Origin of the sequence: Streptomyces sp. NPDC015144, assembly GCF_043079735.1 — a bacterium.
Lineage (GTDB): Bacteria > Actinomycetota > Actinomycetes > Streptomycetales > Streptomycetaceae > Streptomyces.
The window spans coordinates 76,150-97,508 of sequence record NZ_JBIBUU010000019.1 but is presented as its reverse complement, the minus strand read 5'-3'; the positions used below and the strand labels follow the sequence as shown (position 1 = coordinate 97,508).

Sequence of the window (21,359 nt, the reverse complement as noted above, 5' to 3'; positions counted from 1 at the left end):
CCGGTGTCGGACGGGGTGCCCCGTGTGATCGTCGGGGGTGGTGACAGACTGGACGGCATGGCTTACGACGATCTTCGTTCCCTCCTCCGGGCCCTGGAGCGCGAGGGCGATCTCAAGCGCATCAAGGCCGAGGTCGACCCCTACCTGGAGGTCGGCGAGATCGTCGACCGGGTCAACAAGGCGGGCGGACCCGCCCTGCTCTTCGAGAACGTCAAGGGGTCCTCGATGCCCCTGGCCATGAACGTCTTCGGGACCGACCGGCGGCTGCTCAAGGCGCTCGGGCTGAAGTCCTACGCCGACATCAGCGACAAGATCGGCGGGTTGCTCAGGCCGGAGCTGCCGCACGGCTTCGTCGGCGTCCGCGAGGCCTTCGGCAAGCTCGGCTCGATGGTGCACGTGCCGCCGAAGAAGGTGAAGCAGGAGAGCGCCCCGGTCCAGGAGGTGGTCCTGACCGGCGACGACGTGGACCTGGACCAGCTGCCCGCGCTCTTCACCTGGCCCGGGGACGGCGGCTCCTTCTTCAACCTGGGCCTCACCCACACCAAGGACCCGGAGACCGGGATCCGCAACCTGGGGCTGTACCGGCTCCAGCGCCACGACCGCCGCACCATCGGCATGCACTGGCAGATCCACAAGGACAGCCGCAACCACTACCAGGTCGCCGCCCGGCGCGGTGAGCGGCTGCCGGTCGCCATCGCCTTCGGGGCGCCGCCCTCGGTGACGTACGCCTCCACCGCGCCGCTGCCCGGGGACATCGACGAGTACCTCTTCGCCGGGTTCGTCCAGGGCAAGCGGATCGAGATGGTCGACTGCAAGACCGTGCCGCTCCAGGTGCCCGCGCAGGCGGAGGTCGTCCTGGAAGGGTGGCTGGAGCCCGGGAAGACGCTGCCCGAGGGGCCGTTCGGCGACCACACCGGCTTCTACACCCCGCAGGAACCGTTCCCCGCGCTGACCATCGACTGCGTGACCATGCGGCGGCGCCCGCTGCTCCAGTCGATCGTGGTGGGCCGGCCGCCGACCGAGGACGGGCCGCTGGGGCGGGCCACCGAGCGGTTCTTCCTGCCGCTCCTCAAGATCATCGTGCCGGACATCGTGGACTACCACCTGCCGGAGGCGGGCGGCTTCCACAACTGCGCGATCGTCTCGATCGACAAGAAGTACCCGAAGCACGCCCAGAAGGTGATGAGCGCGATCTGGGGCGCGCACATGATGTCGCTGACCAAGCTGATCGTGGTGGTGGACTCCGACTGCGACGTCCACGACCTGCACGAGGTGGCCTGGCGGGCGCTGGGCAACACGGACTACGCGCGCGACCTCACGGTCACCGAGGGCCCCGTCGACCACCTCGACCACGCCTCCTACCAGCAGTTCTGGGGCGGCAAGGCGGGCATCGACGCGACGCGCAAGTGGCCCGAGGAGGGCTACACCCGGGACGGGGGCTGGCCGGAGATGGTCGAGTCCGACCCGGAGACGGCGGCGAAGGTCGACCGCCGGTGGAAGGAATACGGACTGTGAGCGCCGCCGAAGCAGCACTGGGCAGCGGGCCCGTACGGCCGAACAGCAAGGTCAAGGCGTTCCTGCGGCTGGTGATGATCGAGCACTCGGTCTTCGCGCTGCCCTTCGCGTACATCGCCGCGCTGACCGCGATGTTCCTGGACGACGGGTCGATCCACTGGGTGACGCTGCTCCTTGTCACCGTCGCGATGGTGGGGCTGCGGACCTTCGCGATGGCCGCCAACCGGATCATCGACCGGGAGATCGACGCGCGCAACCCGCGCACGGCCGGCCGGGAGCTGGTCACCGGCGCGGTCTCGGTGCGGTCGGCGTGGACGGGGGCGCTCGTCGCCGTCGTCTTCTTCCTGGGCGCGGCGGCACTGCTGAACCCGCTCTGTCTGGCGCTGGCGCCGGTCGCGGTGGTGCCGATGGTGGTCTATCCGTACGGGAAGCGGTTCACCCACTACCCGCACGCCATCCTCGGGATCGCGCAGGCGATGGGGCCGATCGGTGCCTGGCTGGCGGTGACCGGCAGTTGGTCGTGGGAGGCGGTGATCCTCGGGCTCGCGGTCGGCGTCTGGATCGGCGGCTTCGACCTGATCTTCGCCTGCCAGGACGTCCAGGCCGACCGGGCGCACGGGGTGCTCTCGGTGCCGGCCCGGTTCGGCGTCCCGGCGGCGCTGTGGGGCGCCCGGGTCTGCCACGTGATCACGACCGGGCTGCTGGTCTGGTTCGGGCTGGCCAGCGGGGCCGGGCTGTTCTACTGGATCGGCATGGCGGTCGTGGCCGTCGCCTTCGTCTACGAGCACCGGGTGGTGCGCCCGCACGATCTGTCCCGGCTGAACCGGGCGTTCTTCTCGGTCAACGGTTTCATCGGGATCGCGCTCTTCGCCTGCGCGCTGCTGGACCTGGTGGTGCGGGGCCTGGTGGTCTGACCGGGCCGGGGCCGGCCGTTCGACGGTTCTCAGGGACGGCGGCGGAAGACGAACGCCGCCGCCACCCCCGCCACCAGGCCGAACAGATGCCCTTGCCAGCTCACCGAGGTGTTGGCGGGGGAGAGCCCCAGCAGGATCGTCGAGCCCCAGATCGCGCCGACGACCAGCCCGACGACCATGTCGAGCACTCTGCGGTCCACGAATCCGCGGACGAGCAGATAGCCGAAGAGGCCGAAGACCAGCCCGGACGCGCCCGCCGTGTTGGAGTACTCCGGCGCGACCAGCCAGACGCCCAGTCCGTCGACCACCATGATCGTGGCGGCCACGGCGAGGAACCGGCGGATGCCGCCGAGCGCGGCGAGGAAGCCGAAGACCAGCAGCGGCACGCTGTTGGACGCGACATGGCCGAAGCCGAAGTGGATGAAGGACGCGGGCACGACGTCCACCAGCTCGGCGGCCCGGCGCGGCTCGATCCCGAAGCCGTCCAGCGCGTGGCCGGTCGCCGTGTCGACGATCTCGAGCAGCCAGAGGAGCGCCACCCAGCCCGCCATGAGCTTGGCCGCGGCCCGCGCCCGGTCGCCGGCGGGCCGCTCCGGTGCCGTGTACCCGGTGAGTGCGCTCATCGTGGCCCCCTGCTCGTATCCGTGTCCTTGGGGGCGGCCGCGCCGTTCCCGTTCCCCCACCGGGAACGCCGGGGCACCGTCGACGGTTCCGGTCCGGTGCGGCCGGATAGGCTCATGCGTGTGGAATCCGGGACATCAGTGAGCCAACAGCAGCGCCGGCCTTGGATTGTCGGGGTTTCGGGTGCCTCGGGCACCCCATTCGCCGCCTCGGTGCTGCGCGGTCTGCTGGCCGCGGGGGAGAGCGTCGATCTGGTGGTGAGCCGGGCCTCCCGGCTGACGCTGCTGGACGAGACGGGGATCGCGTTCCGCGACGCGCACTGGCAGGAGGACCTGCGCAGCTGGCTGGCGCGCGGTGCGGACGGCAAACCGCACACCTTCGACGTGGACGTCGAGGGCGTGCGGTACTGGGCGGCCGGTGATCTCGCGGCCGGGCCGTCCTCGGGCTCGTACCCGGCGAAGGGGATGCTGATCGTTCCGGCCTCGACGGCCTGTGTGGCCGGGGTGGCGCTCGGGCTCTCGAAGGATCTGCTCCAGCGGGCGGCGAGCGTGACGCTCAAGGAGCGGCGGACGCTGGTCGTCGCGGTGCGCGAGACGCCGCTGAACGGGCAGACGCTGAAACATCTGGTGAGCCTGGACGAGGCGGGCGCCGTGGTGCTGCCCGCCTCTCCGGCGTTCTACGCGGGGGCGACGCACATCCAGGATCTGGTGGACTTCGTCGCCGGTCGGGTACTGGACGCGGCAGGGGTGCCGCACGGCCTGTACCGCCGGTGGGAGGGAGAGCTCGGTGGCGGCTCCCGTGACTCCCGTGGCTGACCCGGAAGGGCCTGTGGTCAGCGCTTCTTCATGGCGCGCGGCTTACGGGTCCGGTCGACCCGGTGCGCGGCGGCGGGCTGGTGGGCACGCGAGCGGTTGGCCAGGTCCTGAAGCTCGCGCATCCGGGCGTAGGCCATCTCGATCGTGTACACGGTCTCACTCCTGAAGATTCGAAAGTATTTATGCGGATACTCGGGAAGATTTGCAGGCGATGAAGCCTGTGTGCCTTAAATTCTACACTTAAACTCGCGATACTGCTGAACAATGGAAGGTTTCAGTCATATGGACGCGGTGGACAGGCAGCTCATCCAGGCACTCCGGGAGAACGGCAGGGCCTCGTACGCCGAGCTGGGACGGCTCGTCGGGCTCTCCGGGCCCAGCGTCACCGACCGCATCAACCGGCTGGAATCCGCCGGTGTCATCACCGGCTACCGCGCCACCGTCGACTCCGCGTCCCTCGGGCTCGGCGTCACGGCCCTGATCGGCATCTCGCTCTCCGACGCGGCCGACCACGAGGACGTCGCGCGGCGGCTGAAGGACCTGGCGGAGATCGAGGACGCCTGGTTCATCGCGGGCGACGACTCGTACATGCTCAAGGTGCGGGTCGGCGACGTGGACGGGCTGGAGCGCACCATCCGCCGGCTCAGCGGTACGAAGGGCGTCTCGCGCACCCGTACCACGATCGTGCTCTCCACCAAGTGGGAGAACCGGGTCGGCGAACTGCCCGAGCAGCCGTAGGCGTACCGTGGTGGAACCCCCGGACGGCCGGGGGTTTCGCCCGGTATCAGCCATCGCCGGGACACGCACCGCACATCGACAACTGGGAGGCAGCCGCATGGACGTCGGGCTCAAGCGCGAGCTGGAGGAGAAGGTCCGCGCGGGTGAGCGCCTGACCCGTGAGGACGGCATCGCGCTCTACGAGTCGGACGACCTGGCCTGGCTCGGCGGCCTCGCGCACCAGGTGCGCACCCGGCTGAACGGCGATGTCGTGCACTTCAACGTCAACCGCCACCTCAACATGACCAATGTGTGCACGGCGTCGTGCGCCTACTGCTCGTTCCAGCGCAAGCCGGGCGAGAAGGACGCGTACACCATGCGCATCGAGGAGGCCGTCCGTCTGGCGAAGGCCATGGAGGGCGAGAACCTCACCGAGCTGCACATCGTCAACGGCCTCCACCCCACCCTGCCGTGGCGCTACTACCCGCGCTCGCTCAGCGCGCTGAAGGAAGCCCTGCCGCAGGTCTCCCTCAAGGCGTTCACCGCCACCGAGATCCACCACTTCGAGACGATCTCCGGGCTCTCCGCCTCCGAGATCCTCGACGAGCTGATCGAGGCCGGTCTGGAGTCGCTGACCGGCGGCGGCGCGGAGATCTTCGACTGGGAGGTCCGCCAGCACATCGTGGACCACAACACCCACTGGGAGGACTGGTCGCGCATCCACCGGCTGGCCCACGAGAAGGGGCTCAAGACCCCGGCGACCATGCTGTACGGGCACATCGAGGAGCCCCGGCACCGCGTCGACCACGTGCTGCGGCTGCGTGAGCTCCAGGACGAGACCGGCGGTTTCCAGGTCTTCATCCCGCTGCGCTACCAGCACGACTTCGTGGACATGCAGGACGGCAAGATCCGCAACAAGCTCCAGGCGCGGACGACGATGGCGACCGGCGCCGAGGCGCTGAAGACCTTCGCGGTCTCCCGGCTGCTCTTCGACAACGTCCCGCACGTCAAGGTCTTCTGGGTGATGCACGGGGTGCAGACCGCCCAGCTCGCGCTCCAGCACGGCGCGGACGACATGGACGGCTCGGTCGTCGAGTACAAGATCACCCATGACGCGGACAACTTCGGCACGCCGAACAAGCTCGGCCGCGACGACCTGCTGGACCTGATCCGCGACGCGGGCTTCCGGCCGGTCGAGCGCAACACGCGCTACGAGATCATCCGCGAGTACCCGGGCCCGGACGCCGACCGGCGCGAGTCGCCGCAGCCCATGCGCGTCTGACCCGCCGACCGCCCCGCACGCGAGAGCCCTGACCCCTGTGGCCAGGGCTTTCTCGCGTTCCGGACAGACTTTGAGCGCGATGGCGGGTAAGGGTTACTCTGCCGCTATGGCTCTTACGTTCGAACTGGACCCGAAGGTCGACCGCGCGCTCTGCGAGGGCGTCGTCGCGCTGTGGACCGATGTCTCCAACGCGGGTGGCGCGGTGGGCTTCGTACCGCCCGTGACGGCCGAGGAGATCCGGCCCGAGATGGCCAAGCACCTGGCCGCGATGAGTGAGGGGCGCACCCGTCTGCTGGTCGGCCGGGACGCGGACGGGGCGGTCGCCGCCACCGCCTTCCTCGCCCTCAACACCCACCGGCTGATGACCCACTGGCTCTGGCTCTACACGGTGATGGTCCACCCCCGTCACCAGGGCAAGGGGTACGGGCGCGACCTGATGGCCGCCGCGGCCGATGCCGCCCGCTCCCTCGACGGCATCGAGGCGATCCGGCTCACCTGCCGGGGCGGCACCGGCGTCGACCGCTTCTACGGATCCTGCGGCTACAAGGAGGTCGGGCGGGTGCCCGACGCGATCCGGGTGGCCGAGGGGGACGACCGGGACGACATCATCATGCTGCTGCCGCTGGGAACCGTCTGACCGGCGGGGACCCTCCGGGCGGTGCGACGCGGGGCCTCCTTTGGCGGAGCCCTCCGAACTGATCGATTCCGGGGCATGCTTCACTGGTCGGGCAGGATCGAAGGACGTCATACGCTGAGAGAGAGGCCAACTGTGTCCGCTGCCAAGCCGAGCGCGACAATTCGGTACACCGCGATGCGCCTCAGCATCTTCGTCGGCTGCTTCCTCGTCGCGGCCGTCGCCGTCCACTTCGGTCTGCTGCCCTCCGGGACGAACGGTTCGAACGTCGTCTGGGTGATTCTGCTCGCCCTGGTCCTGTCCGCGCCGCTCAGCTACGTGCTGCTGCGCAAGCAGCGCGACGAGATGTCCGAGCAGATCGTCGGCAAGGTCGACCGCGCCAAGCGGCGCCTGGAGTCCAACCGCACCCGCGAGGACCACGTCACCTCGTGAACGAAGGCCCCCGGAACGGAGTGAGGGACGGGTAAGTTTCCTCACACCCCGCGGCGCGCACGCGTACTTCACGGAACCCCGGCCCGGAGCACCCGCTCCGTGACGCCGGGGTTTCTGTCGTTCCCGGGCGGAACGGGACGGGCCGGGGCGGAACGGGCCCAGGCATGGCGGATGCGCGAAGAGGGAAGAGTCAAAGAAGGCCTTTGAGGTTCCCAAAGTTCAAGTGTTAACGTGTTGGGCATGAAGACAGCAGTGCGCCCTCGACACGCCATGAGCATCCCGCTCGTGGTGCGCCTGCATGTCGATCTCTGCCGCTGTATGTCCGCGGTCTGTTGCCGCGCAGTCTGAACGGCACCATGCAGCGGCGCCACCCCTGACGCGGGCGCCGCACCCACCCCCGTCCCACGAATCCCTGCCCCCGTGCGCCCCGATGCGTCACATCTGGAGTGTGTCCGTGTCCGCGAATCCCGCGTCCACCGCTGCCGAGACCCCGTCCGGCTCCGGTTTCCGGCTTCCCAAGGTCCCGTTCTGGGCCCAGATAGTCGCCGGTCTCGTCCTCGGTGTCGTCCTGGGCTGGCTGGCCCGCAGTTACGACATCGGCTGGCTGTACACCACGCTCGACAAGGTCGGCCACATCTTCGTCCAGCTGCTGAAGCTGGCCGTCGCGCCGCTCGTCTTCTTCGCGATCCTGGTGTCGATCACCAACCTGCGGAAGGTCAACAACGCCGCCCGGCTGGCCACCCGCACCCTGCTCTGGTTCATGATCACCTCACTGATCGCGGTCGCCATCGGCCTCGCGATCGGTCTGATCACCAACCCGGGCGCGGGCACCGGACTCACGCCGAAGGACGGCAAGCTGCCGGAGCACGCCGGCTCCTGGCTCGACTTCCTGACCGGGATCATCCCGGACAACGTGATCACGCCGTTCACCGAGCTGAACGTGCTCCAGATCGTCTTCATGGCCGCCGTCGCCGGTATCGCCGCCCTCCAGCTCGGCGAGAAGGCCCAGCCGATCCTCACCCTCAGCGAGTCCGTCCTGGAGCTGCTCCAGAAGGCCCTGTGGTGGGTCATCCGCCTCGCCCCGATCGGCACCGTCGGCCTCATCGGCTACGCCATCGCCGACTACGGCTGGGACCTGATCGGCAAGTACGCCACGTTCACCGCCGACGTCTACATCGGCTGCGCCCTGGTGCTGTTCGGCGTGTACCCGCTGCTCCTCGCGACGGCCGCCAAGCTCAGCCCGGTCCAGTTCTACAAGGGTGCCTGGCCGGCCATCCAGCTGGCCTTCGTCTCCCGCTCCTCGGTCGGCACCATGCCGGTCACCCAGAAGGTCACCGAGCGCCTCGGCGTCCCGAAGGAGTACGCCTCCTTCTCGGTCCCGTTCGGCGCCACCACCAAGATGGACGGCTGCGCCGCGATCTACCCGGCGCTGGCGGCGATCTTCATCGCGCAGATCTTCGATGTGCAGCTCGGTGTCGGCGACTACATCCTGATCGCCTTCGTCTCGGTGATCGGTTCGGCGGCCACCGCCGGTCTCACCGGTGCGACGGTCATGCTGACCCTCACGCTGTCGACGCTGGGCCTCCCGCTGGAGGGCGTCGGCCTGCTGATGGCGATCGACCCGATCCTCGACATGATGCGTACGGCCACCAACGTGGCGGGCCAGGCGCTGGTCCCGGTGATCGTCGCGGCCCGCGAGAAGATCCTCGACCACGACGCGTACAACTCGGCCTCCTCCTCGCCGGTCGACGACGCGACGCGTGAGACCGAGGCGCCGGCCGGCGCGGCCGGTGACGCCGAGGTGCGCGACGTCGAGCCGGAGCGGGTTCCGGCCACCGCGTAGCCGGTGCGCGTACGACAGCACGGGACGCCCCCGGTCCGCGAGCGCGGACCGGGGGCGTCCTCGTACCCTTACCGGGGGAGAGCGGTGCGACCGGGGGCGGAAGGGATTCGACGTGGGTGCGGTGAAGAACAAACGGATGCCGCGTGCCGTGCGCGAGCGGCAGATGATGGACGCCGCCGTGCGGACCTTCGGGCAGCGGGGGTACCGGGCCGCCTCGATGGACGAGATCGCCGAGCTGGCGGGGGTCTCCAAGCCGCTCGTCTACCTGTACCTCCACTCCAAGGAGGAGCTGTTCACCGCCTGCATCAGGCGTGAGGCGAAGGCGCTGGTCGACGCGGTGCGGGCCGGGGCGGAGCCGGGGCTTCCGGCGGACCGGCAGCTCTGGTCCGGGCTGCGGGCGTTCTTCACGCACACGGCCGAGAACCCGGACGGCTGGGCGGTGCTGCACCGCCAGGCGCGTACGCACGGGGAGCCGTTCGCCGACGAGGTGGCGGTGATGCGCGACGAGATCGTCGCGTTCGTGACGGAGCTGATCGGGGCCGCGGCCCGCGAGGCGCACCGCGACCCGGAGCTGCCCGACCGCGATGTGGCCGGGCTCGCGCAGGCGCTGGTGGGGGCCGCGGAGTCGCTCGCCGGCTGGGCCAACGAGACCCCGGGCGTCTCGGCGAAGGAGGCCGCGGCCACCCTGATGAACTTCTCCTGGGCGGGGCTGGAGAACCTTATGAACGGCCGCCCCTGGCAGCCTCCTGCCCCGGACCGGGAGCACGCCGCGTCCGCCCGGTGAGGTGGACGCGGCCGGTGGCGGAGCGGAGCTGGAATCCGGTGTCGTCGGCCGCGTAGGTGACGGTGGCGGGCAGCAGGACCGGAGCCCTGAAGTCGGCTCGTACGTGGTGGACCTCGTCCGGGCGCGGGATCTCGGCCAGGCAGCGGGCGACGGTCCACATGCCGTGGGCGATGGCCCGGGGGAAGCCGAAGAGCCGGGCGGTCAGCGGGTACAGGTGGATGGGGTTGCGGTCGCCGGAGGCGGCGCCGTACCGCCGTCCCAGGTCGCCGGGGAGCCGCCATTCGGCGACGGCGGGAAGCTCCTCGGCGGTGGCGGGAGCCCGGGGAGTGCCGGGGACGGGGGTGTCCCGGTCGTGCCGGGACAGGTAGCCGCTGCGGGACTCCCAGACCAGGGTGTCCGCACACCGCGCCTCGGTGACCATCGTGACCTCGGTGCCGCGCCGGTGCAGGGTCAACTCCTCTGCGTACACGGTGAGTTCGAGCGCGTCGGCGGGGTGCACGGGTTGGTGGCGGGTGATCTCGATCCAGGTGTGGACGAGACCGAGCACCGGCAGCGGGAAGGCCCGGTCCGCCATCAGCCCCATGGTGAGCGGGAAGCCCAGCACCTGCGGATAGGTGAGCGGCAGCGCGGTGTCCGGCCCGGTGAAGCCGCAGACCTCGCGGTACGCGGCGAGCGGGCCGGGCGGGGGCGGTGCGGCCGGGCGGACGGCCCGTTCGGCGGGGAGAACGGCGCCGGGGGCACCCGCCCTCTTGAAGAAGGAGGTGACAGTCGCCCGGGCGAGTGTCACGTTCATCTTCGACATGAGGGTCACGCTCCCAGCAGGCTCTGGCCGCAGACCCGCACGACCTGGCCGTTGACGGCCGCCGATCCGGGCTGGGCGAACCAGGCGGCCGTCTCGGCGACGTCGACCGGGAGTCCGCCCTGCGCCAGGGAGTTCATCCGGCGGCCCGCCTCCCGGATGAACAGCGGCACGGCCGCGGTCATCCTCGTCTCGATGAAGCCGGGCGCCACCGCGTTGACCGTGATGCCGTGCTCGGCGGCGGCGCGCGGGGCCAGGGAGCGGACCAGGCCGATGATGCCCGCCTTGCTCGCCGCGTAGTTGGTCTGGCCGTTGTTGCCCGCGATCCCGGCGATGGACGCGGTGGCGACGATCCGGCCGCCGTGGTTGAGGGTGCCCGCCTTCAGCAGGGCGTCCGTGGTCCGCAGCACCGAGTCCAGGTTCACGTCGACGACCGATGCCCAGCGTTCTGCGGGCATGTTGGCGAGGCGGCGGTCCCGGGTGATGCCCGCGTTGTGGACGAGTACGTCGAGGCCGTCCGGGACCGCGTCGGCGATCCGCTCGGCGGCGTCGTCGGCGGTGATGTCCAGCGGCAGCGCGGTGGCGCCGAGCCGCTCGGCGGTGGCGGCCAGTTCGTCGCGGACGGCCGGGACGTCCAGGACGAGCACCCGGGCACCGTCCCGGACCAGCACCCCGGCGACCGAGGCGCCGATGCCGCGCGCCGCGCCGGTGACCAGGGCGGTGCGCCCGGCGAGCGGGGCCGCCGGATCGGCGACGGGTCCGGGCTCGGCGGCGGTCAGCTCGATCACCTGGCCGCTGACGTACGCGGACCGGGGCGAGAGCAGGAAACGCAGGGTGGACCCGGCCGCCCCGACGCCTTCCGGGACGATCCGGAGCAGCTGTACGGTGGCGCCCCGGCCGACCTCCTTGCCCAGGGAGCGCACGAACCCCTCCAGTGCCTGCTGGGCGGCGGCCTGGTGGTGGTCGTCGGCGGACGGGCGCACCCCCAGCACCACGACGCGCCCGCCCGGGGCGAGGGAGCGGATCACCGGATGCAGCGCCGCGTGGACCTCGGCGAGCCCGCCCGGGGTGACGACCCCCGTCGCGTCCAGCACGATCCCGGCGGGGCGCTCCGCGGTGCCGCCGGGGCCGGAGACGTCGAGTCCGGTCGACGCGAGGAGCGCCCCGAGCCGGTCGGTCACCGCGGAGTCCCCGGCGGTGAGGTGGAGCAGCGGGCCGTCCAGCGTCGGCGTCCCGGGCGACCAGGGGCGCAGCGCGGCGGGCTGCGGCAGCCCGAGCCGCCGGGTCAGGAAACGGCCGGGTGCGGTGCCGGTGAAGCGCAGATAGCGGTCGGCCATTGTCCAGACTCCCTGCTCGGTCGTAGATTTACTCCAGAGTAAGGTTACTCAAGAGTCAGGAGCTGGTCGAGATGATCCCCCTCGCACTCCCGCAGCCCCGCAGGGTCGCGGTCGTCGGCGGCAGCCGCGTCCCGTTCGCGCGCTCCGACGGCCCGTACGCGCGAGTCTCCAACCAGCGGCTGCTGACGGCGGCGCTGGATGGTCTGGTCGAGCGGTTCGGGCTCCAGGGGCAGCGGGTCGGCGAGTTCGTCGCGGGCGCGGTGCTCAAGCACAGCCGTGACTTCAACCTCGCCCGGGAGACCGTGCTCGGCTCGGCCCTCGACCCGCGCACCCCCGCGTACGACATCCAGCAGGCGTGCGGCACCGGGCTCCAGGCGGTCGTCGCCGCCGCGAACAAGATCATGCTCGGGGCGGTCGACTCGGCGATCGCGGGCGGCACGGACACGGCCAGCGACGCACCGCTCGGCGTCAACGACGAACTGCGGCGCATCCTGCTGGCCGCCCGCCGGGCGAAGTCGACGGGCGGCCGGCTCAAGGTGCTCGCCGGGGTGCGCCCCCGCCACCTCGTCCCGGAGATCCCGCGCAACGCGGAGCCCCGCACCGGCCTCTCGATGGGGGAGCACGCGGCGATCACCGCCCGCCGCTGGGGGATCGGACGCGAGGAGCAGGACCTGCTCGCCGCCACCAGCCACCAGCGGCTCGCGGCGGCGTACGAACGCGGCTTCCTGGACGACCTGGTGGTGCCGTTCCAGGGGCTGGAGCGCGACCAGAACCTGCGCCCCGGTTCCACGGTGGAGAAACTCGCCACGCTGAAGCCGGTGTTCGGCACCGACCACCCCGACGCCACGATGACCGCAGGCAATTCGACCCCGCTCACCGACGGCGCCGCGACCGTGCTGCTGGCGAGCGAGGAGTGGGCCCGCGAGCGCGGACTGGAACCGCTCGCCTACCTCTCCCTGTACGAGACGGCCGCCGTCGACCATGTGCACGGCGAGGACGGTCTGCTGATGGCCCCGGCGTACGCCGTTCCGCGCATGCTGGAGCGGGCCGGGCTGACCATCGGGGACTTCGACCTGTTCGAGATCCACGAGGCGTTCGCCTCGCAGGTGCTGGCCACCCTGGCGGCCTGGGAGAAGCAGGGGCTGGCCCCGGTGGACCGGGACCGGCTCAACTTCGCCGGCTCCTCGCTCGCCACCGGCCACCCGTTCGCCGCGACCGGCGCCAGGATCGTCGCGACGCTGGCGAAGCTGCTGGCGGAGCGCGACGGGCCGTCGCGGGGGCTCATCTCGATCTGCGCGGCGGGCGGCCAGGGCGTCACGGCCATCCTCGAACGTCCCTGAGCGCTCCGGGTCCGTGTGAAGGCCCCGGGGCCATGACGCGGTTATTCGTAACGGGACAGCACGTAGAGCACGTAAAGCACGTAGAGCACGTTCAGCACCGCACCGGACGCCGGACGGACCCGGCGCCACCGCCCGCCACCACGCCGAGGAGCCGCACGTGTCCACGCCACCCACGCCATCCACCGCGTCCGCCCCCGTGCTGGTCGAACCGACCCTCACCCGGGGCGCGGACGGAACCGTCCGGCAGGCCGCCGTACCGCCCGCCGCCCCGCAGGTGCGCCGCGGCTCGCTCGCCGAGATCCCGTTCGACAACGCCCGCGAGGCCCCCACCGAGGCCGTCCTCAGCCGCAAACACCCCGGCGGAGGCAGCGGCGACGACAACGGGGGCGGCGGGTGGCGGGACGTGACGGCGGCGGAGTTCGCCGAGGAGGTCCTGGCCGTCGCCAAGGGGCTGATCGCGGAAGGGCTCGGCCCCGGCGACCGGATCGCGATCATGGCCCGTACGACGTACGAGTGGACCCTGCTGGACTTCGCGGCCTGGGCCGCCGGGCTCGTCACCGTCCCTGTCTACCCGACCTCCTCCGCCCTCCAGGCCCGCTGGATCCTCCAGGACTCCGGCGCCGCCGCCTGCGCCGTCGAGACGACGGAACAGGCCCGGCTGATCAGCCAGGAACGCAAGGGGCTCGGCGGCCTCGTCCACCTCTGGCAGTTCGACACCGGCGCCCTCGACCGGCTGAGGAAGGCGGGCCGCGACGTCCCCGACGACGCCGTCACCGCCCGCCGCGCCGCCCTGACCCCGCAGACCCCCGCCACCCTCATCTACACCTCCGGCACCACCGGCCGCCCCAAGGGCTGCGTGCTCAGCCACGGCAACTTCTTCGCCGAGGTGGACAACGCGATCGAACTGCTCCACCCGGTCTTCAAGTCGGTCAGCAAGTACCCCGCCTCCACCCTTCTCTTCCTGCCGCTCTCGCACGTCTTCGGGCGGATGGTCGCGATCGGCTGCCTGCGCGCCCGGGTCAGGCTCGGCCACGCCCCGTCGATCAGGACGGAGGACCTCCTCGACGACCTCGCCGGTTTCCGGCCGTCGTTCCTGCTGGCCATCCCGTACGTGCTGGAGAAGGTGTACAACACCGGCCGGGCCACCGCCGAGAGGATGGGCCGCGCCGCCTCCTTCGACCGGGCCGCCCGGATCGCCCAGCGCTACGGGGAGGCCGTCGAGGCCGCCGAACACGGCACCGGCCCCGGGCCGGGGGTCGGCCTCAGGGCCGCCCGCGCCCTGTACGAACCGCTGGTCTACCGCCGCATCCGGGCCGCGCTCGGCGGGCACGTCCGGCACGTGATCTGCGGCGGCTCCCCGCTGGGCCGCCGCCTCGCGGCGTTCTACGCGGGCGCCGGCGTCGAGATCTACGAGGGCTACGGCCTCACCGAGACCACCGCCGCCGCCACCGTCACCCCGCCGCTCAAACCCCGCCTGGGCACCGTCGGCTGGCCACTGCCCGGCACCGCCGTTCGGATCGCGGACGACGGCGAGGTGCTGCTCGGCGGCGGCCAGGTGTTCCAGGGGTACTGGGACGGGGAGCGGGGGCAGGTGACGCCCGCCGGGCAGGGCGGCTGGTTCGCCACCGGCGACCTCGGCGCGCTCGACGACGAGGGCTACCTCACGATCACCGGCCGCAAGAAGGACATCATCATCACCTCCGGCGGCAAGAACGTCACCCCGGCCCCGCTGGAGGACCGGCTGCGCGCCCACCCCCTGATCAGCCAGTGCATGGTGGTCGGCGACAACCGCTCCTTCGTCGCCGCGCTGATCACCCTGGACCCGGAGGGGCTCGCGCACTGGCGCCGGATGACGAAGAAGCAGGACGTCCCGATCCGGGAACTGGTCGACGACGACGAGCTGCGCACCGCCCTGCAACGCGCCGTCGACGAGGCCAACCAACTGGTCTCGCGGGCGGAGTCGATCCGCAAGTTCACCGTCCTGACGGTCGACTTCACCGAGGAGGCCGGGCAGTTGACCCCGTCCCTGAAGCTGAAGCGCGCCGCGATCGCCCGCGACTTCGAGGCCGAGATCGAGGCGCTGTACCGGAAGTGAACGCGGGTGGGGGGCGGAGGCGGGTGGTGCCCCGGGCGGGCCGGGGCACCACCGTTCCTACACCTTGCCGTTGTAGTGCGTGATGTCCCAGTGGCTGCCCTCGTTGGCGTAGACGTTCCCCGCGGCGGACTTGTACAGCGCGGCCCCGTCGCTGCGCTTGCCCGCCTTGGCGAGCTTGCCCTTGATGTAGGTGTTGACGCAGGCGACCTTGGTGGAGATGTCGGTCTTGTAGCCGTTGCTGTGGCTGTACGTGCCGGGGGAGTGGCCCGCCTCGGTGCCGCCGGTGATGACCACCTTGCAGCCGCTGGCCTTCTTGAACGCGATGACACCGTCGACGGACGCCTTGTTGATCCCGGTGAACGACGTGCACGTCTTCCTGCTCCGGTCGGAGCACTTGCCGCTGGACGTCCAGGTCACCCCCGCCTTCGTGAGCACGGCGGCGGCGTCCTCGTGCTTGGCGTACTTCGCCGGGGCGGCGGCCCGGACGACGGCCTGCGCGGCCCCGGCCGCCAGCAGGGCCGACGCGGCGGCGAGGGCGGCGACGACCGCGCGGGCGGAGAGCGGACCGATACGTCGTGTCATGTGAGGCACTCCTTGTCCATCCTTCGGAGATCCTTCGGAAGGTCGGCCGAGGCTTCGAGGCTTTCGGCTGCGGCGATCCTGCCCGGCCCGGACCCGTTCCGAGGGTCGCCCATCGTGTGAAAGACGGTCGCCGGGGTTGACCCGGGGCTTTCATCGGACGGCCGAAGGCGCGCGGCGCGGTGGTCGAACAGTTCGACGGTACGGCCTCGCTCCGGCGCCTTTCGGAGTGCCATTGCAGCGGATGATCGGAAGAATTTCGTTCCCGCAACTCCCTTGCCCCGCAAGTGTTCTGCGCATGCTCCGTGAACGCTCCGGCGTGCGCCCGATGGTTTCGTACGCAAGGTCAAACGCGGCGTGTCCGAAGGTAAAGGGAGAGTCACGTGGGTATAGGTATAACCGTCTTCGCAGGAGGACGGCCCCGTGCCGGTAAGGAGCGGGATCACCGCCGTTCCCCCCACGCGTCAGCGCGCCGCAGGAGCCCACGTCAATGGCATCCGGGGCGGCGGAAAACTTCTCAACTGCCTTTCATGTCCAACGAATTCGCCGGGCCATCGGTCCGGTGGATCGACGACTCATCGGTAAGGAGACGCCATGCGTTACGGAACTGCGCTGAGGGAAGAAGTCCGGGCCCCGGGAACGACCCCTCTCATCGGTATCTACGACATGTACTCGGCCTCGGTCGTGGCCCGTCATTACGACGGGTTCTTCGTGTCCGGATTCGGCTTCGCGGCCTCCCACTACGGGCTGCCGGACATCGGGTTCATCGCCTGGCCGGACATGGTGGCCTTCGTGGAGCGGCTGCGGCTGGCCTTCCCGGCGCACCACCTGCTGGTCGACATCGACGACGGCTACGTGGACCCCGAGGTCGCCTGCCACGTGGTGCAGCGGCTGGAACGGATCGGCGCCTCCGGGATCATCCTGGAGGACCAGAAGCGCCCGCGCCGCTGCGGGCATGCGGACGGCAAGCAGGTGCTGCCGCTGGAGGAGTACCTGGAGAAGCTGGACCTGGTGCTGAAGAGCCGGCGCGACCTGCTCGTCGTGGCCCGCACGGACGCCACGGAGGAGGCCGACATCCTGCGCCGGGCCGAGGCGCTGGCGGCGACGGACGCGGACGTGGTGCTGGTCGACGGGGTGCGCAGCGTCGAGTGGATCCGCCGCGTCCGTGAGGTGACCGGGGACAAGCCGCTGCTCTTCAACCAGATCGCGGGCGGCAAGTCGCCCCGGCTCTCGCTCTCCGAACTCGACGATCTGGGCTGCCAGGTGGCGATCTACAGCACCCCGTGCCTGTTCGCCGCGCACGCCGCGATCGACTCCGCGCTGTCGGAGCTGAAGGCGTCGGACGGCCGGCTCCCGGAGTTCGTGGCCTCGGAGGGGATCGGGGTGCAGCGCTCGACCGAACTGCTGGAACGCAACATCAGCCGCCACCACCCGGTCCCCGCGTCCGCCTGACCCGTACGGACCAGGGCGCGCCCACGGACTCCGTACGGTCCCCGCTCCGCGCATCGGCGGGGACCGTACGGATGGCAGAAGCGCGCCCCCGACCCCCGCCCCCCACCTCGAGAGACCGGAGCCACTCGTGCCACGAGCACCACGAGCACCACGAATCCCCCTCCCTTCCGCAGCCTCGCGTGCCGCCCTCTTGATCACCCTCGGCGCCCTCTGCCAGGCCGCCGTCACCGGCACGGCGTGGGCGGACGCCCCGGACGGCGGGATGGAGACGCACCACGGACCGTCCCTGATCACCATCGACAACTCCAACGCCGACTCCTGGCTGGAGGTGGACCGCACCCTGAACGTATTGGGCCCCTTCAGCAAGGGCACGGCGGGCAGCGACCACGACGGCGGTGGCGGCGCGATCGACCAGCACGTCTCGTCGTCCCAGGCGGTGGGCGTCCAGGCGGCCCCGGACGAACAGGCCGACGAGGACGACGAGGAGGAGGACGCCCCGCTCCCGCCGCCCGCACCGGCGGAGTCCGCGGCGACCGGCGGCGACGACCCGGAGGGCGACGCCGACCACGACACGGGCGCCCGGCCGCCCTCGTGAACCCTGCCCCCTGACCCCTGCCCTTCTGACCCCTGAGCACTGAGGTCCGGACTCAGCCCGGGTCCGTGGTGTGCGTGCGCTCGTCGCCGTGCGCCACGCCGAGGACGGAGCCGGTCAGGAGGACGGCGACGGAATCCACCGTGGGAGCGCCGGTGAACATGGCGGGACGGTGGCCCACACCCTCAAGGAGGTCCAGAAAGCGCGCTTCGTCCATGCGGCGGTCGAATGCGGCCCGCCCGACCGGTGACGCCGGTCGGGCGGGTGGCCCCGTACTGCCGTGGACGTCGGACCTTCCGGGGAATCCCGGGCAGTGCTGGTGGTCACCGCGATGCGTGAGGTCTGATGGGGGAGTTCGGCGTCACGGGCGGGCAACAGGACTGGGGTGTGGGGTGGGGACGATCCTCAAGGGCATGGACCGCGTCCGGTGGCATGAGCTGACACATGCGTACGGATCGGCGGCGGAGGTTCCGGGGCGACTGTCGCGCGTGGCGTGGGGTGACGCCCGGACCGGCGGTTCGGTGTTGAGCGATCTGGGTCTGTGGCTCGGTGAGCTGGCTGTCTTCGACGCGACGGTGGAGGCGGTTCCGTATCTCTGGGAACTGGCCGCGACCGACTGGGTCACCAGCCGACCCGGTGTGATCGAGTTGCTGCGGACGATCCTCGAACACGCCAACCCTCCCAGGATCGAGGTGCAGCGGGCGGCCCACCGGGCTGTGCTCGACGGTAGGGGCGTGGCGGATGTTCTGGTCCGTGACGAGGACGCCGTCGTGCGGGCGGCTGCCCGTGGCCTGGTGAGGGAGATCGACGGCCACGTCTGCGATTCCTGCCCTGTCGTCCGTCGGGAGAAGAGGGTGGGGCGGTGATGGTGGGAATGCCGAGCGTTCGTCCCTCTGCCCCTACGGCTTCCGTCGCACGTCTCGCCGGGGTCGCTGCCGCAGCCGTGCTGGTCGCGTTGACCGGGTGCGACAGTGGTCGGGAGGGGCCGGTGGCGGCCGCCTCGGCCGACGCCTCGCCGTCAGCAGCCCGGCACCCCTCCGGAACGGTGACCGCGAGACGGTGTCCCGGGCGCCCCGGCCGGTCGGCGACGGCCCGGTCCTGCTGTCCGTGGCATCCAGGCAGGGGAACGCGGAGCTTCCACTGGCCGGGCGGATCGGCACCGGAACGCTGGCCGTCCAGGTCAACTGCCAGGGCGAGGGCACCCTCGACGTCACGGTCATGGGCGTCGCGCTCTCGTTTCCCCTGGACTGTGTGAAGGGCGAGGTCAGCAGCGCCTACAACGAGGTCCACCTGAAGAAGGCGCGCGGCGAGGGCACCGTACGGATCACGGCCCCGGCGGGCGTCCGCTGGGCCGTCACGGTCGAGAGGTAGGCCGAGGGCCGGGTTCAGAACCGGAGGGCCGTGACCAGGCGCCGTGCCGCCGCCACATCGATGGAACCGAGCCCCAACTCCGTTTCGCCGTCCGCCGTTTCCCGTACACGGACGTGGAGCACGTCACCGCCCGTGGTGGCGGCGACAGCGTCGCGCAGCCGCTCGGCGACCCGGACCGCGTCGAGCGGGGTCGGCGGGGTGTCCGGATCGGGGCGGGCGGCGCCGAGCAACCGGGCCAGGCGTTCGGCGGTGGCCGGCGAGGCGGTGCCGAGCGCGATGCGCCCGGCCCGGACCTGGATGCCCGAGAGGTCGATGCGGTAGGCGTCGAGCACGTCGCGCAGGGCCCGCGCGGCCTTGAGCGTGCGCTTCGTACCCGTACGGACCAACTGGGCCAACCGGCGCGCCTCGGCGGGGGACAGTGACCCCAACCCGACCACGCCGGAACGCGGTTCGGGCCCGCCCCTCTGGACCGGGACGCGGATGCCCGCCTCCCGGAGCGCCGAGGCCAGCTCGGCCGCCGCGTGCCGGGGCGCCAGGGCGTCGGGCCGCCTCACGCGATGCTCCTCTGCCGCGAACTGCGCAGGTCGGCCCAGACGTTCTTGCCGTACGGCGCGGGTTCGGAGCCCCAGTCGAAGGCCAGCCCACCGATGAGCGCCAGCCCCCGCCCACTCTCGGCCACCCAGTCAGGGGTGCGCGGGGTGGGAGGCGTCGGGCTGGAGTCGCCGACTGTGATCCGTACGCCATCCGTACGGCGTTGCAGCGTCAACGTGCAGCGGGGTGAGGGGGTGTGGCGGTCGACGTTGGTCAGGAGTTCGTGCGCGCAGAGTGCGGCGGTGTGCGTCAACTCCTGGAAGTCCCACAGGTCCACCAGACAGCTGACGATGCGCCGCATATGGGCGAGCGACTGCGGGTGGACGAACAACTCGTGTCGGTAGTGCGGCGGTTCGATCTCCGTCGTCACGGTCATGGCTCCTCCTGCATGGAGTGAGAGCGCGCCAGTGGATCAACGCACGGTGATGGGCCGATTGCTCTCGGCAGTGCGATGGATCGTGCCGTGAGAACGATCCCGTAGGCAAGTATTCCTTGTCGTGTTCATTCGTTCGGGTGTGTCTTGTTGAAGGCAGTTGTCGGCCTTGGAAGGGCGTGACCATCATGTGGCCATGGCTCAGAGCGATATGCCCACCATGCGCAGCCGCCGACTCGGCGGGGAACTTCGTCGGCTCCGACTGGAAGCCGGCCTCAAGGTTCAGGACGCCTCGGATGCCCTGGAGTGCGGGCAGCCCAAGATCAGTCAGATCGAGAACGGCAAGCGCGGCATCCGGCCGCTGGACCTGACGACCCTGTTCAACCTCTATGGAGTCGAGGACGAGAGATATCGAGCGAACTTGCGGCGCTTGGCGAAGGAGATCCACAAGGTCGACTGGTGGAGTGGGCACGGTCCGCTCTTGCGTGACGGGCTCAAGGATTACCTGACGCTGGAGGCAGATTCCCAAGCGGTCCGCACGTTCGAGCCCATGCTCGTGCCCGGGCTCCTGCAGACCGAGGCGTACGCGCGTCAGGTGTTCGGAGTCGTCCCGTCCGCGGAGAAGATCGAGACACTGGTTCAGACGCGTATGAAGCGCAAGGAACTCCTCGACAACACTGAGGGATTCCTGCTGCGCGCCGTTATCGACTCTCCAGCCCTCCACCGCATCGGCGGCGGTCCCGATGTCGTGCGCGAGCAGTTGCAGCACCTGCTGACGGAGGGATCCCGCCCGAATGTCACCATCCAGGTTCTTCCGCTGGATTCCACGCTGCCCATGGAGCAGTACATGTCCTTCGCGGCCTTGAGTCTGATGCCCGAACCCCCGGTCGAAGTGGTGTGGTTGGAGCATCTGACCGGTGGTACGTTGCTTGAGCAGCGTGGGGACGTTCAGAGGTATGCGAAGGCATGGGACGAGTTGACCGCCGCCGCACTTTCCCCGAGCGCGTCTCGCCGCTACATCCGCGACCTCATCGAGGAAAGCAGAACATGAACGAGAACCTGAACCGTCCGCCCGGCGAGCTGGCGACCGTGAGTTGGCGCACGAGCAGCTACAGCGGTGTGGACAACAACTGCGTGGAGCATGCCGTTCTGGCCTCCGGTCGTCAGGCCGTGCGGGACACCAAGGACCGGGGTCGCGGAGCCCAGGTGTTCGGGGCCGTTTCGTGGCAGGCGTTCGTCGCCGCCGTGCGCGAGGGCGCGATCTGAGGCGGGC

24 protein-coding genes are annotated in these 21,359 nt (G+C 70.7%); 17 read left to right on the top strand and 7 right to left on the bottom strand.

The annotated features are described in order from the left end of the window. Window positions 1-57: 57 nt before the first annotated feature. Entirely contained in the window at window positions 58-1,515 is a 1,458-nt protein-coding gene (locus tag ACF08W_RS27720; RefSeq protein ID WP_366297587.1) for a menaquinone biosynthesis decarboxylase, read from the top strand. Then, complete coding sequence (gene mqnP / locus ACF08W_RS27715) at window positions 1,512-2,429, top strand: menaquinone biosynthesis prenyltransferase MqnP (RefSeq protein WP_392280879.1); 918 nt, start codon at window positions 1,512-1,514, stop codon at window positions 2,427-2,429. Before ACF08W_RS27720 ends, mqnP begins: the two co-directional genes overlap by 4 nt. Window positions 2,430-2,458: 29 nt before the next feature. On the opposite strand, the gene ACF08W_RS27710 is transcribed toward mqnP, so the two are convergent. Next, entirely contained in the window at window positions 2,459-3,052 is a 594-nt protein-coding gene (locus ACF08W_RS27710) for a rhomboid family intramembrane serine protease (RefSeq protein WP_352278557.1), read from the bottom strand. 138 nt (window positions 3,053-3,190) lie between these two features. Here ACF08W_RS27710 and ACF08W_RS27705 point away from each other — a divergent pair, with 138 nt between their 5' ends. After that, window positions 3,191-3,865: a UbiX family flavin prenyltransferase gene (locus tag ACF08W_RS27705; protein ID WP_352278558.1), complete on the top strand. Its 675-nt coding sequence runs from the start codon at window positions 3,191-3,193 to the stop codon at window positions 3,863-3,865. 17 nt (window positions 3,866-3,882) lie between these two features. Here the strand turns inward: ACF08W_RS27705 and ACF08W_RS27700 are convergent, their stop codons facing one another. Next, window positions 3,883-4,017, bottom strand: a complete 135-nt coding sequence (locus ACF08W_RS27700; RefSeq protein WP_256260259.1) for a hypothetical protein — start codon at window positions 4,015-4,017, stop codon at window positions 3,883-3,885. A gap of 130 nt (window positions 4,018-4,147) precedes the next feature. Between ACF08W_RS27700 and ACF08W_RS27695 the strand changes: the two genes are divergently transcribed. The 6 genes from ACF08W_RS27695 to ACF08W_RS27670 all read left to right on the top strand — a co-directional run bounded on the left by ACF08W_RS27695 (window position 4,148) and on the right by ACF08W_RS27670 (window position 9,557). Next, the gene (locus tag ACF08W_RS27695; RefSeq protein ID WP_352278560.1) at window positions 4,148-4,603 is read left to right on the top strand and encodes an Lrp/AsnC family transcriptional regulator; all 456 of its coding nucleotides are present in this window, start codon (window positions 4,148-4,150) and stop codon (window positions 4,601-4,603) included. A 97-nt stretch (window positions 4,604-4,700) separates the two neighbouring features. Further along, window positions 4,701-5,864: an aminofutalosine synthase MqnE gene (gene mqnE / locus ACF08W_RS27690; RefSeq protein WP_352278562.1), complete on the top strand. Its 1,164-nt coding sequence runs from the start codon at window positions 4,701-4,703 to the stop codon at window positions 5,862-5,864. Between the two features lie 106 nt (window positions 5,865-5,970). Beyond that, window positions 5,971-6,501 (top strand): GNAT family N-acetyltransferase, encoded by a 531-nt coding sequence (locus tag ACF08W_RS27685; RefSeq protein ID WP_392280878.1) that lies wholly within the window; start codon window positions 5,971-5,973, stop codon window positions 6,499-6,501. A 174-nt stretch (window positions 6,502-6,675) separates the two neighbouring features. Further along, entirely contained in the window at window positions 6,676-6,930 is a 255-nt protein-coding gene (locus ACF08W_RS27680; RefSeq protein WP_385214868.1) for a DUF4229 domain-containing protein, read from the top strand. Between the two features lie 454 nt (window positions 6,931-7,384). Continuing rightward, window positions 7,385-8,773 (top strand): dicarboxylate/amino acid:cation symporter, encoded by a 1,389-nt coding sequence (locus tag ACF08W_RS27675; RefSeq protein ID WP_392280877.1) that lies wholly within the window; start codon window positions 7,385-7,387, stop codon window positions 8,771-8,773. 136 nt (window positions 8,774-8,909) lie between these two features. Then, window positions 8,910-9,557, top strand: coding sequence for a TetR/AcrR family transcriptional regulator (locus ACF08W_RS27670; RefSeq protein ID WP_352278567.1), 648 nt, complete (start codon window positions 8,910-8,912; stop codon window positions 9,555-9,557). Here ACF08W_RS27670 and ACF08W_RS27665 read toward each other — a convergent pair. Together ACF08W_RS27665 and ACF08W_RS27660 are read right to left on the bottom strand one after the other, a co-directional pair. Further along, window positions 9,493-10,359 carry a MaoC family dehydratase gene (locus ACF08W_RS27665; RefSeq protein ID WP_392280876.1) on the bottom strand — a complete coding sequence of 289 codons (867 nt, stop codon included), beginning with the start codon at window positions 10,357-10,359 and terminating at the stop codon, window positions 9,493-9,495. The two genes, ACF08W_RS27670 and ACF08W_RS27665, sit on opposite strands and share 65 nt — an antisense overlap. A gap of 5 nt (window positions 10,360-10,364) precedes the next feature. Then, a complete protein-coding gene (locus tag ACF08W_RS27660; protein WP_392280875.1) occupies window positions 10,365-11,693 on the bottom strand; it encodes a 3-oxoacyl-ACP reductase in 1,329 nt (442 codons plus the stop codon). Window positions 11,694-11,764: 71 nt separating this feature from the next. Between ACF08W_RS27660 and ACF08W_RS27655 the strand changes: the two genes are divergently transcribed. Continuing rightward, window positions 11,765-13,033, top strand: coding sequence for an acetyl-CoA C-acetyltransferase (locus ACF08W_RS27655; protein WP_392280874.1), 1,269 nt, complete (start codon window positions 11,765-11,767; stop codon window positions 13,031-13,033). Window positions 13,034-13,190: 157 nt separating this feature from the next. Continuing rightward, the gene (locus tag ACF08W_RS27650) at window positions 13,191-15,128 is read left to right on the top strand and encodes an AMP-dependent synthetase/ligase (protein ID WP_392280873.1); all 1,938 of its coding nucleotides are present in this window, start codon (window positions 13,191-13,193) and stop codon (window positions 15,126-15,128) included. Window positions 15,129-15,185: 57 nt separating this feature from the next. Here ACF08W_RS27650 and ACF08W_RS27645 read toward each other — a convergent pair whose 3' ends face one another. After that, window positions 15,186-15,710 carry a hypothetical protein gene (locus tag ACF08W_RS27645; RefSeq protein WP_392280872.1) on the bottom strand — a complete coding sequence of 175 codons (525 nt, stop codon included), beginning with the start codon at window positions 15,708-15,710 and terminating at the stop codon, window positions 15,186-15,188. 591 nt (window positions 15,711-16,301) lie between these two features. Between ACF08W_RS27645 and ACF08W_RS27640 the strand changes: the two genes are divergently transcribed. The 4 genes from ACF08W_RS27640 (at window position 16,302) to ACF08W_RS27625 (ending at window position 19,122) form a co-directional block, all read left to right on the top strand. Continuing rightward, window positions 16,302-17,159, top strand: a complete 858-nt coding sequence (locus ACF08W_RS27640; protein ID WP_392280871.1) for an oxaloacetate decarboxylase — start codon at window positions 16,302-16,304, stop codon at window positions 17,157-17,159. Window positions 17,160-17,349: 190 nt separating this feature from the next. Further along, the gene (locus tag ACF08W_RS27635) at window positions 17,350-17,754 is read left to right on the top strand and encodes a hypothetical protein (protein WP_392280870.1); all 405 of its coding nucleotides are present in this window, start codon (window positions 17,350-17,352) and stop codon (window positions 17,752-17,754) included. Window positions 17,755-18,143: 389 nt separating this feature from the next. Then, window positions 18,144-18,617: a hypothetical protein gene (locus tag ACF08W_RS27630; protein ID WP_392280869.1), complete on the top strand. Its 474-nt coding sequence runs from the start codon at window positions 18,144-18,146 to the stop codon at window positions 18,615-18,617. A 241-nt stretch (window positions 18,618-18,858) separates the two neighbouring features. Continuing rightward, entirely contained in the window at window positions 18,859-19,122 is a 264-nt protein-coding gene (locus ACF08W_RS27625; protein WP_392280868.1) for a hypothetical protein, read from the top strand. Between the two features lie 14 nt (window positions 19,123-19,136). Here the strand turns inward: ACF08W_RS27625 and ACF08W_RS27620 are convergent, their stop codons facing one another. After that, window positions 19,137-19,676: a hypothetical protein gene (locus tag ACF08W_RS27620; RefSeq protein WP_392280867.1), complete on the bottom strand. Its 540-nt coding sequence runs from the start codon at window positions 19,674-19,676 to the stop codon at window positions 19,137-19,139. Continuing rightward, window positions 19,673-20,089, bottom strand: a complete 417-nt coding sequence (locus ACF08W_RS27615; RefSeq protein WP_385214834.1) for an ATP-binding protein — start codon at window positions 20,087-20,089, stop codon at window positions 19,673-19,675. The genes ACF08W_RS27620 and ACF08W_RS27615 overlap by 4 nt, the downstream gene beginning before the upstream one ends. Before the next feature lie 193 nt (window positions 20,090-20,282). Between ACF08W_RS27615 and ACF08W_RS27610 the strand changes: the two genes are divergently transcribed. Then, window positions 20,283-21,137, top strand: a complete 855-nt coding sequence (locus tag ACF08W_RS27610; RefSeq protein WP_392280866.1) for a helix-turn-helix domain-containing protein — start codon at window positions 20,283-20,285, stop codon at window positions 21,135-21,137. Beyond that, window positions 21,134-21,352 (top strand): DUF397 domain-containing protein, encoded by a 219-nt coding sequence (locus ACF08W_RS27605; protein WP_392280865.1) that lies wholly within the window; start codon window positions 21,134-21,136, stop codon window positions 21,350-21,352. The genes ACF08W_RS27610 and ACF08W_RS27605 overlap by 4 nt, the downstream gene beginning before the upstream one ends. Window positions 21,353-21,359 lie beyond the last annotated feature (7 nt).

Excerpts from the sequence above, each read along its gene's own strand:
- ACF08W_RS27720 (WP_366297587.1), top strand. The coding sequence starts at position 58 with ATGGCTTACGACGATCTTCGTTCCCTCCTCCGGGCCCTGGAGCGCGAG.
- ACF08W_RS27685 (WP_392280878.1), top strand. The coding sequence starts at position 5,971 with ATGGCTCTTACGTTCGAACTGGACCCGAAGGTCGACCGCGCGCTCTGC.
- ACF08W_RS27695 (WP_352278560.1), top strand. The coding sequence starts at position 4,148 with ATGGACGCGGTGGACAGGCAGCTCATCCAGGCACTCCGGGAGAACGGC.
- ACF08W_RS27640 (WP_392280871.1), top strand. The coding sequence starts at position 16,302 with ATGCGTTACGGAACTGCGCTGAGGGAAGAAGTCCGGGCCCCGGGAACG.
- ACF08W_RS27665 (WP_392280876.1), bottom strand. The coding sequence starts at position 10,359 with ATGTCGAAGATGAACGTGACACTCGCCCGGGCGACTGTCACCTCCTTC.
- ACF08W_RS27660 (WP_392280875.1), bottom strand. The coding sequence starts at position 11,693 with ATGGCCGACCGCTATCTGCGCTTCACCGGCACCGCACCCGGCCGTTTC.
- ACF08W_RS27645 (WP_392280872.1), bottom strand. The coding sequence starts at position 15,710 with ATGACACGACGTATCGGTCCGCTCTCCGCCCGCGCGGTCGTCGCCGCC.
- ACF08W_RS27710 (WP_352278557.1), bottom strand. The coding sequence starts at position 3,052 with ATGAGCGCACTCACCGGGTACACGGCACCGGAGCGGCCCGCCGGCGAC.
- ACF08W_RS27605 (WP_392280865.1), top strand. The coding sequence starts at position 21,134 with ATGAACGAGAACCTGAACCGTCCGCCCGGCGAGCTGGCGACCGTGAGT.
- ACF08W_RS27680 (WP_385214868.1), top strand. The coding sequence starts at position 6,676 with ATGCGCCTCAGCATCTTCGTCGGCTGCTTCCTCGTCGCGGCCGTCGCC.
- ACF08W_RS27610 (WP_392280866.1), top strand. The coding sequence starts at position 20,283 with ATGGCTCAGAGCGATATGCCCACCATGCGCAGCCGCCGACTCGGCGGG.
- ACF08W_RS27655 (WP_392280874.1), top strand. The coding sequence starts at position 11,765 with ATGATCCCCCTCGCACTCCCGCAGCCCCGCAGGGTCGCGGTCGTCGGC.
- mqnE (WP_352278562.1), top strand. The coding sequence starts at position 4,701 with ATGGACGTCGGGCTCAAGCGCGAGCTGGAGGAGAAGGTCCGCGCGGGT.
- ACF08W_RS27615 (WP_385214834.1), bottom strand. The coding sequence starts at position 20,089 with ATGACCGTGACGACGGAGATCGAACCGCCGCACTACCGACACGAGTTG.
- ACF08W_RS27670 (WP_352278567.1), top strand. The coding sequence starts at position 8,910 with ATGCCGCGTGCCGTGCGCGAGCGGCAGATGATGGACGCCGCCGTGCGG.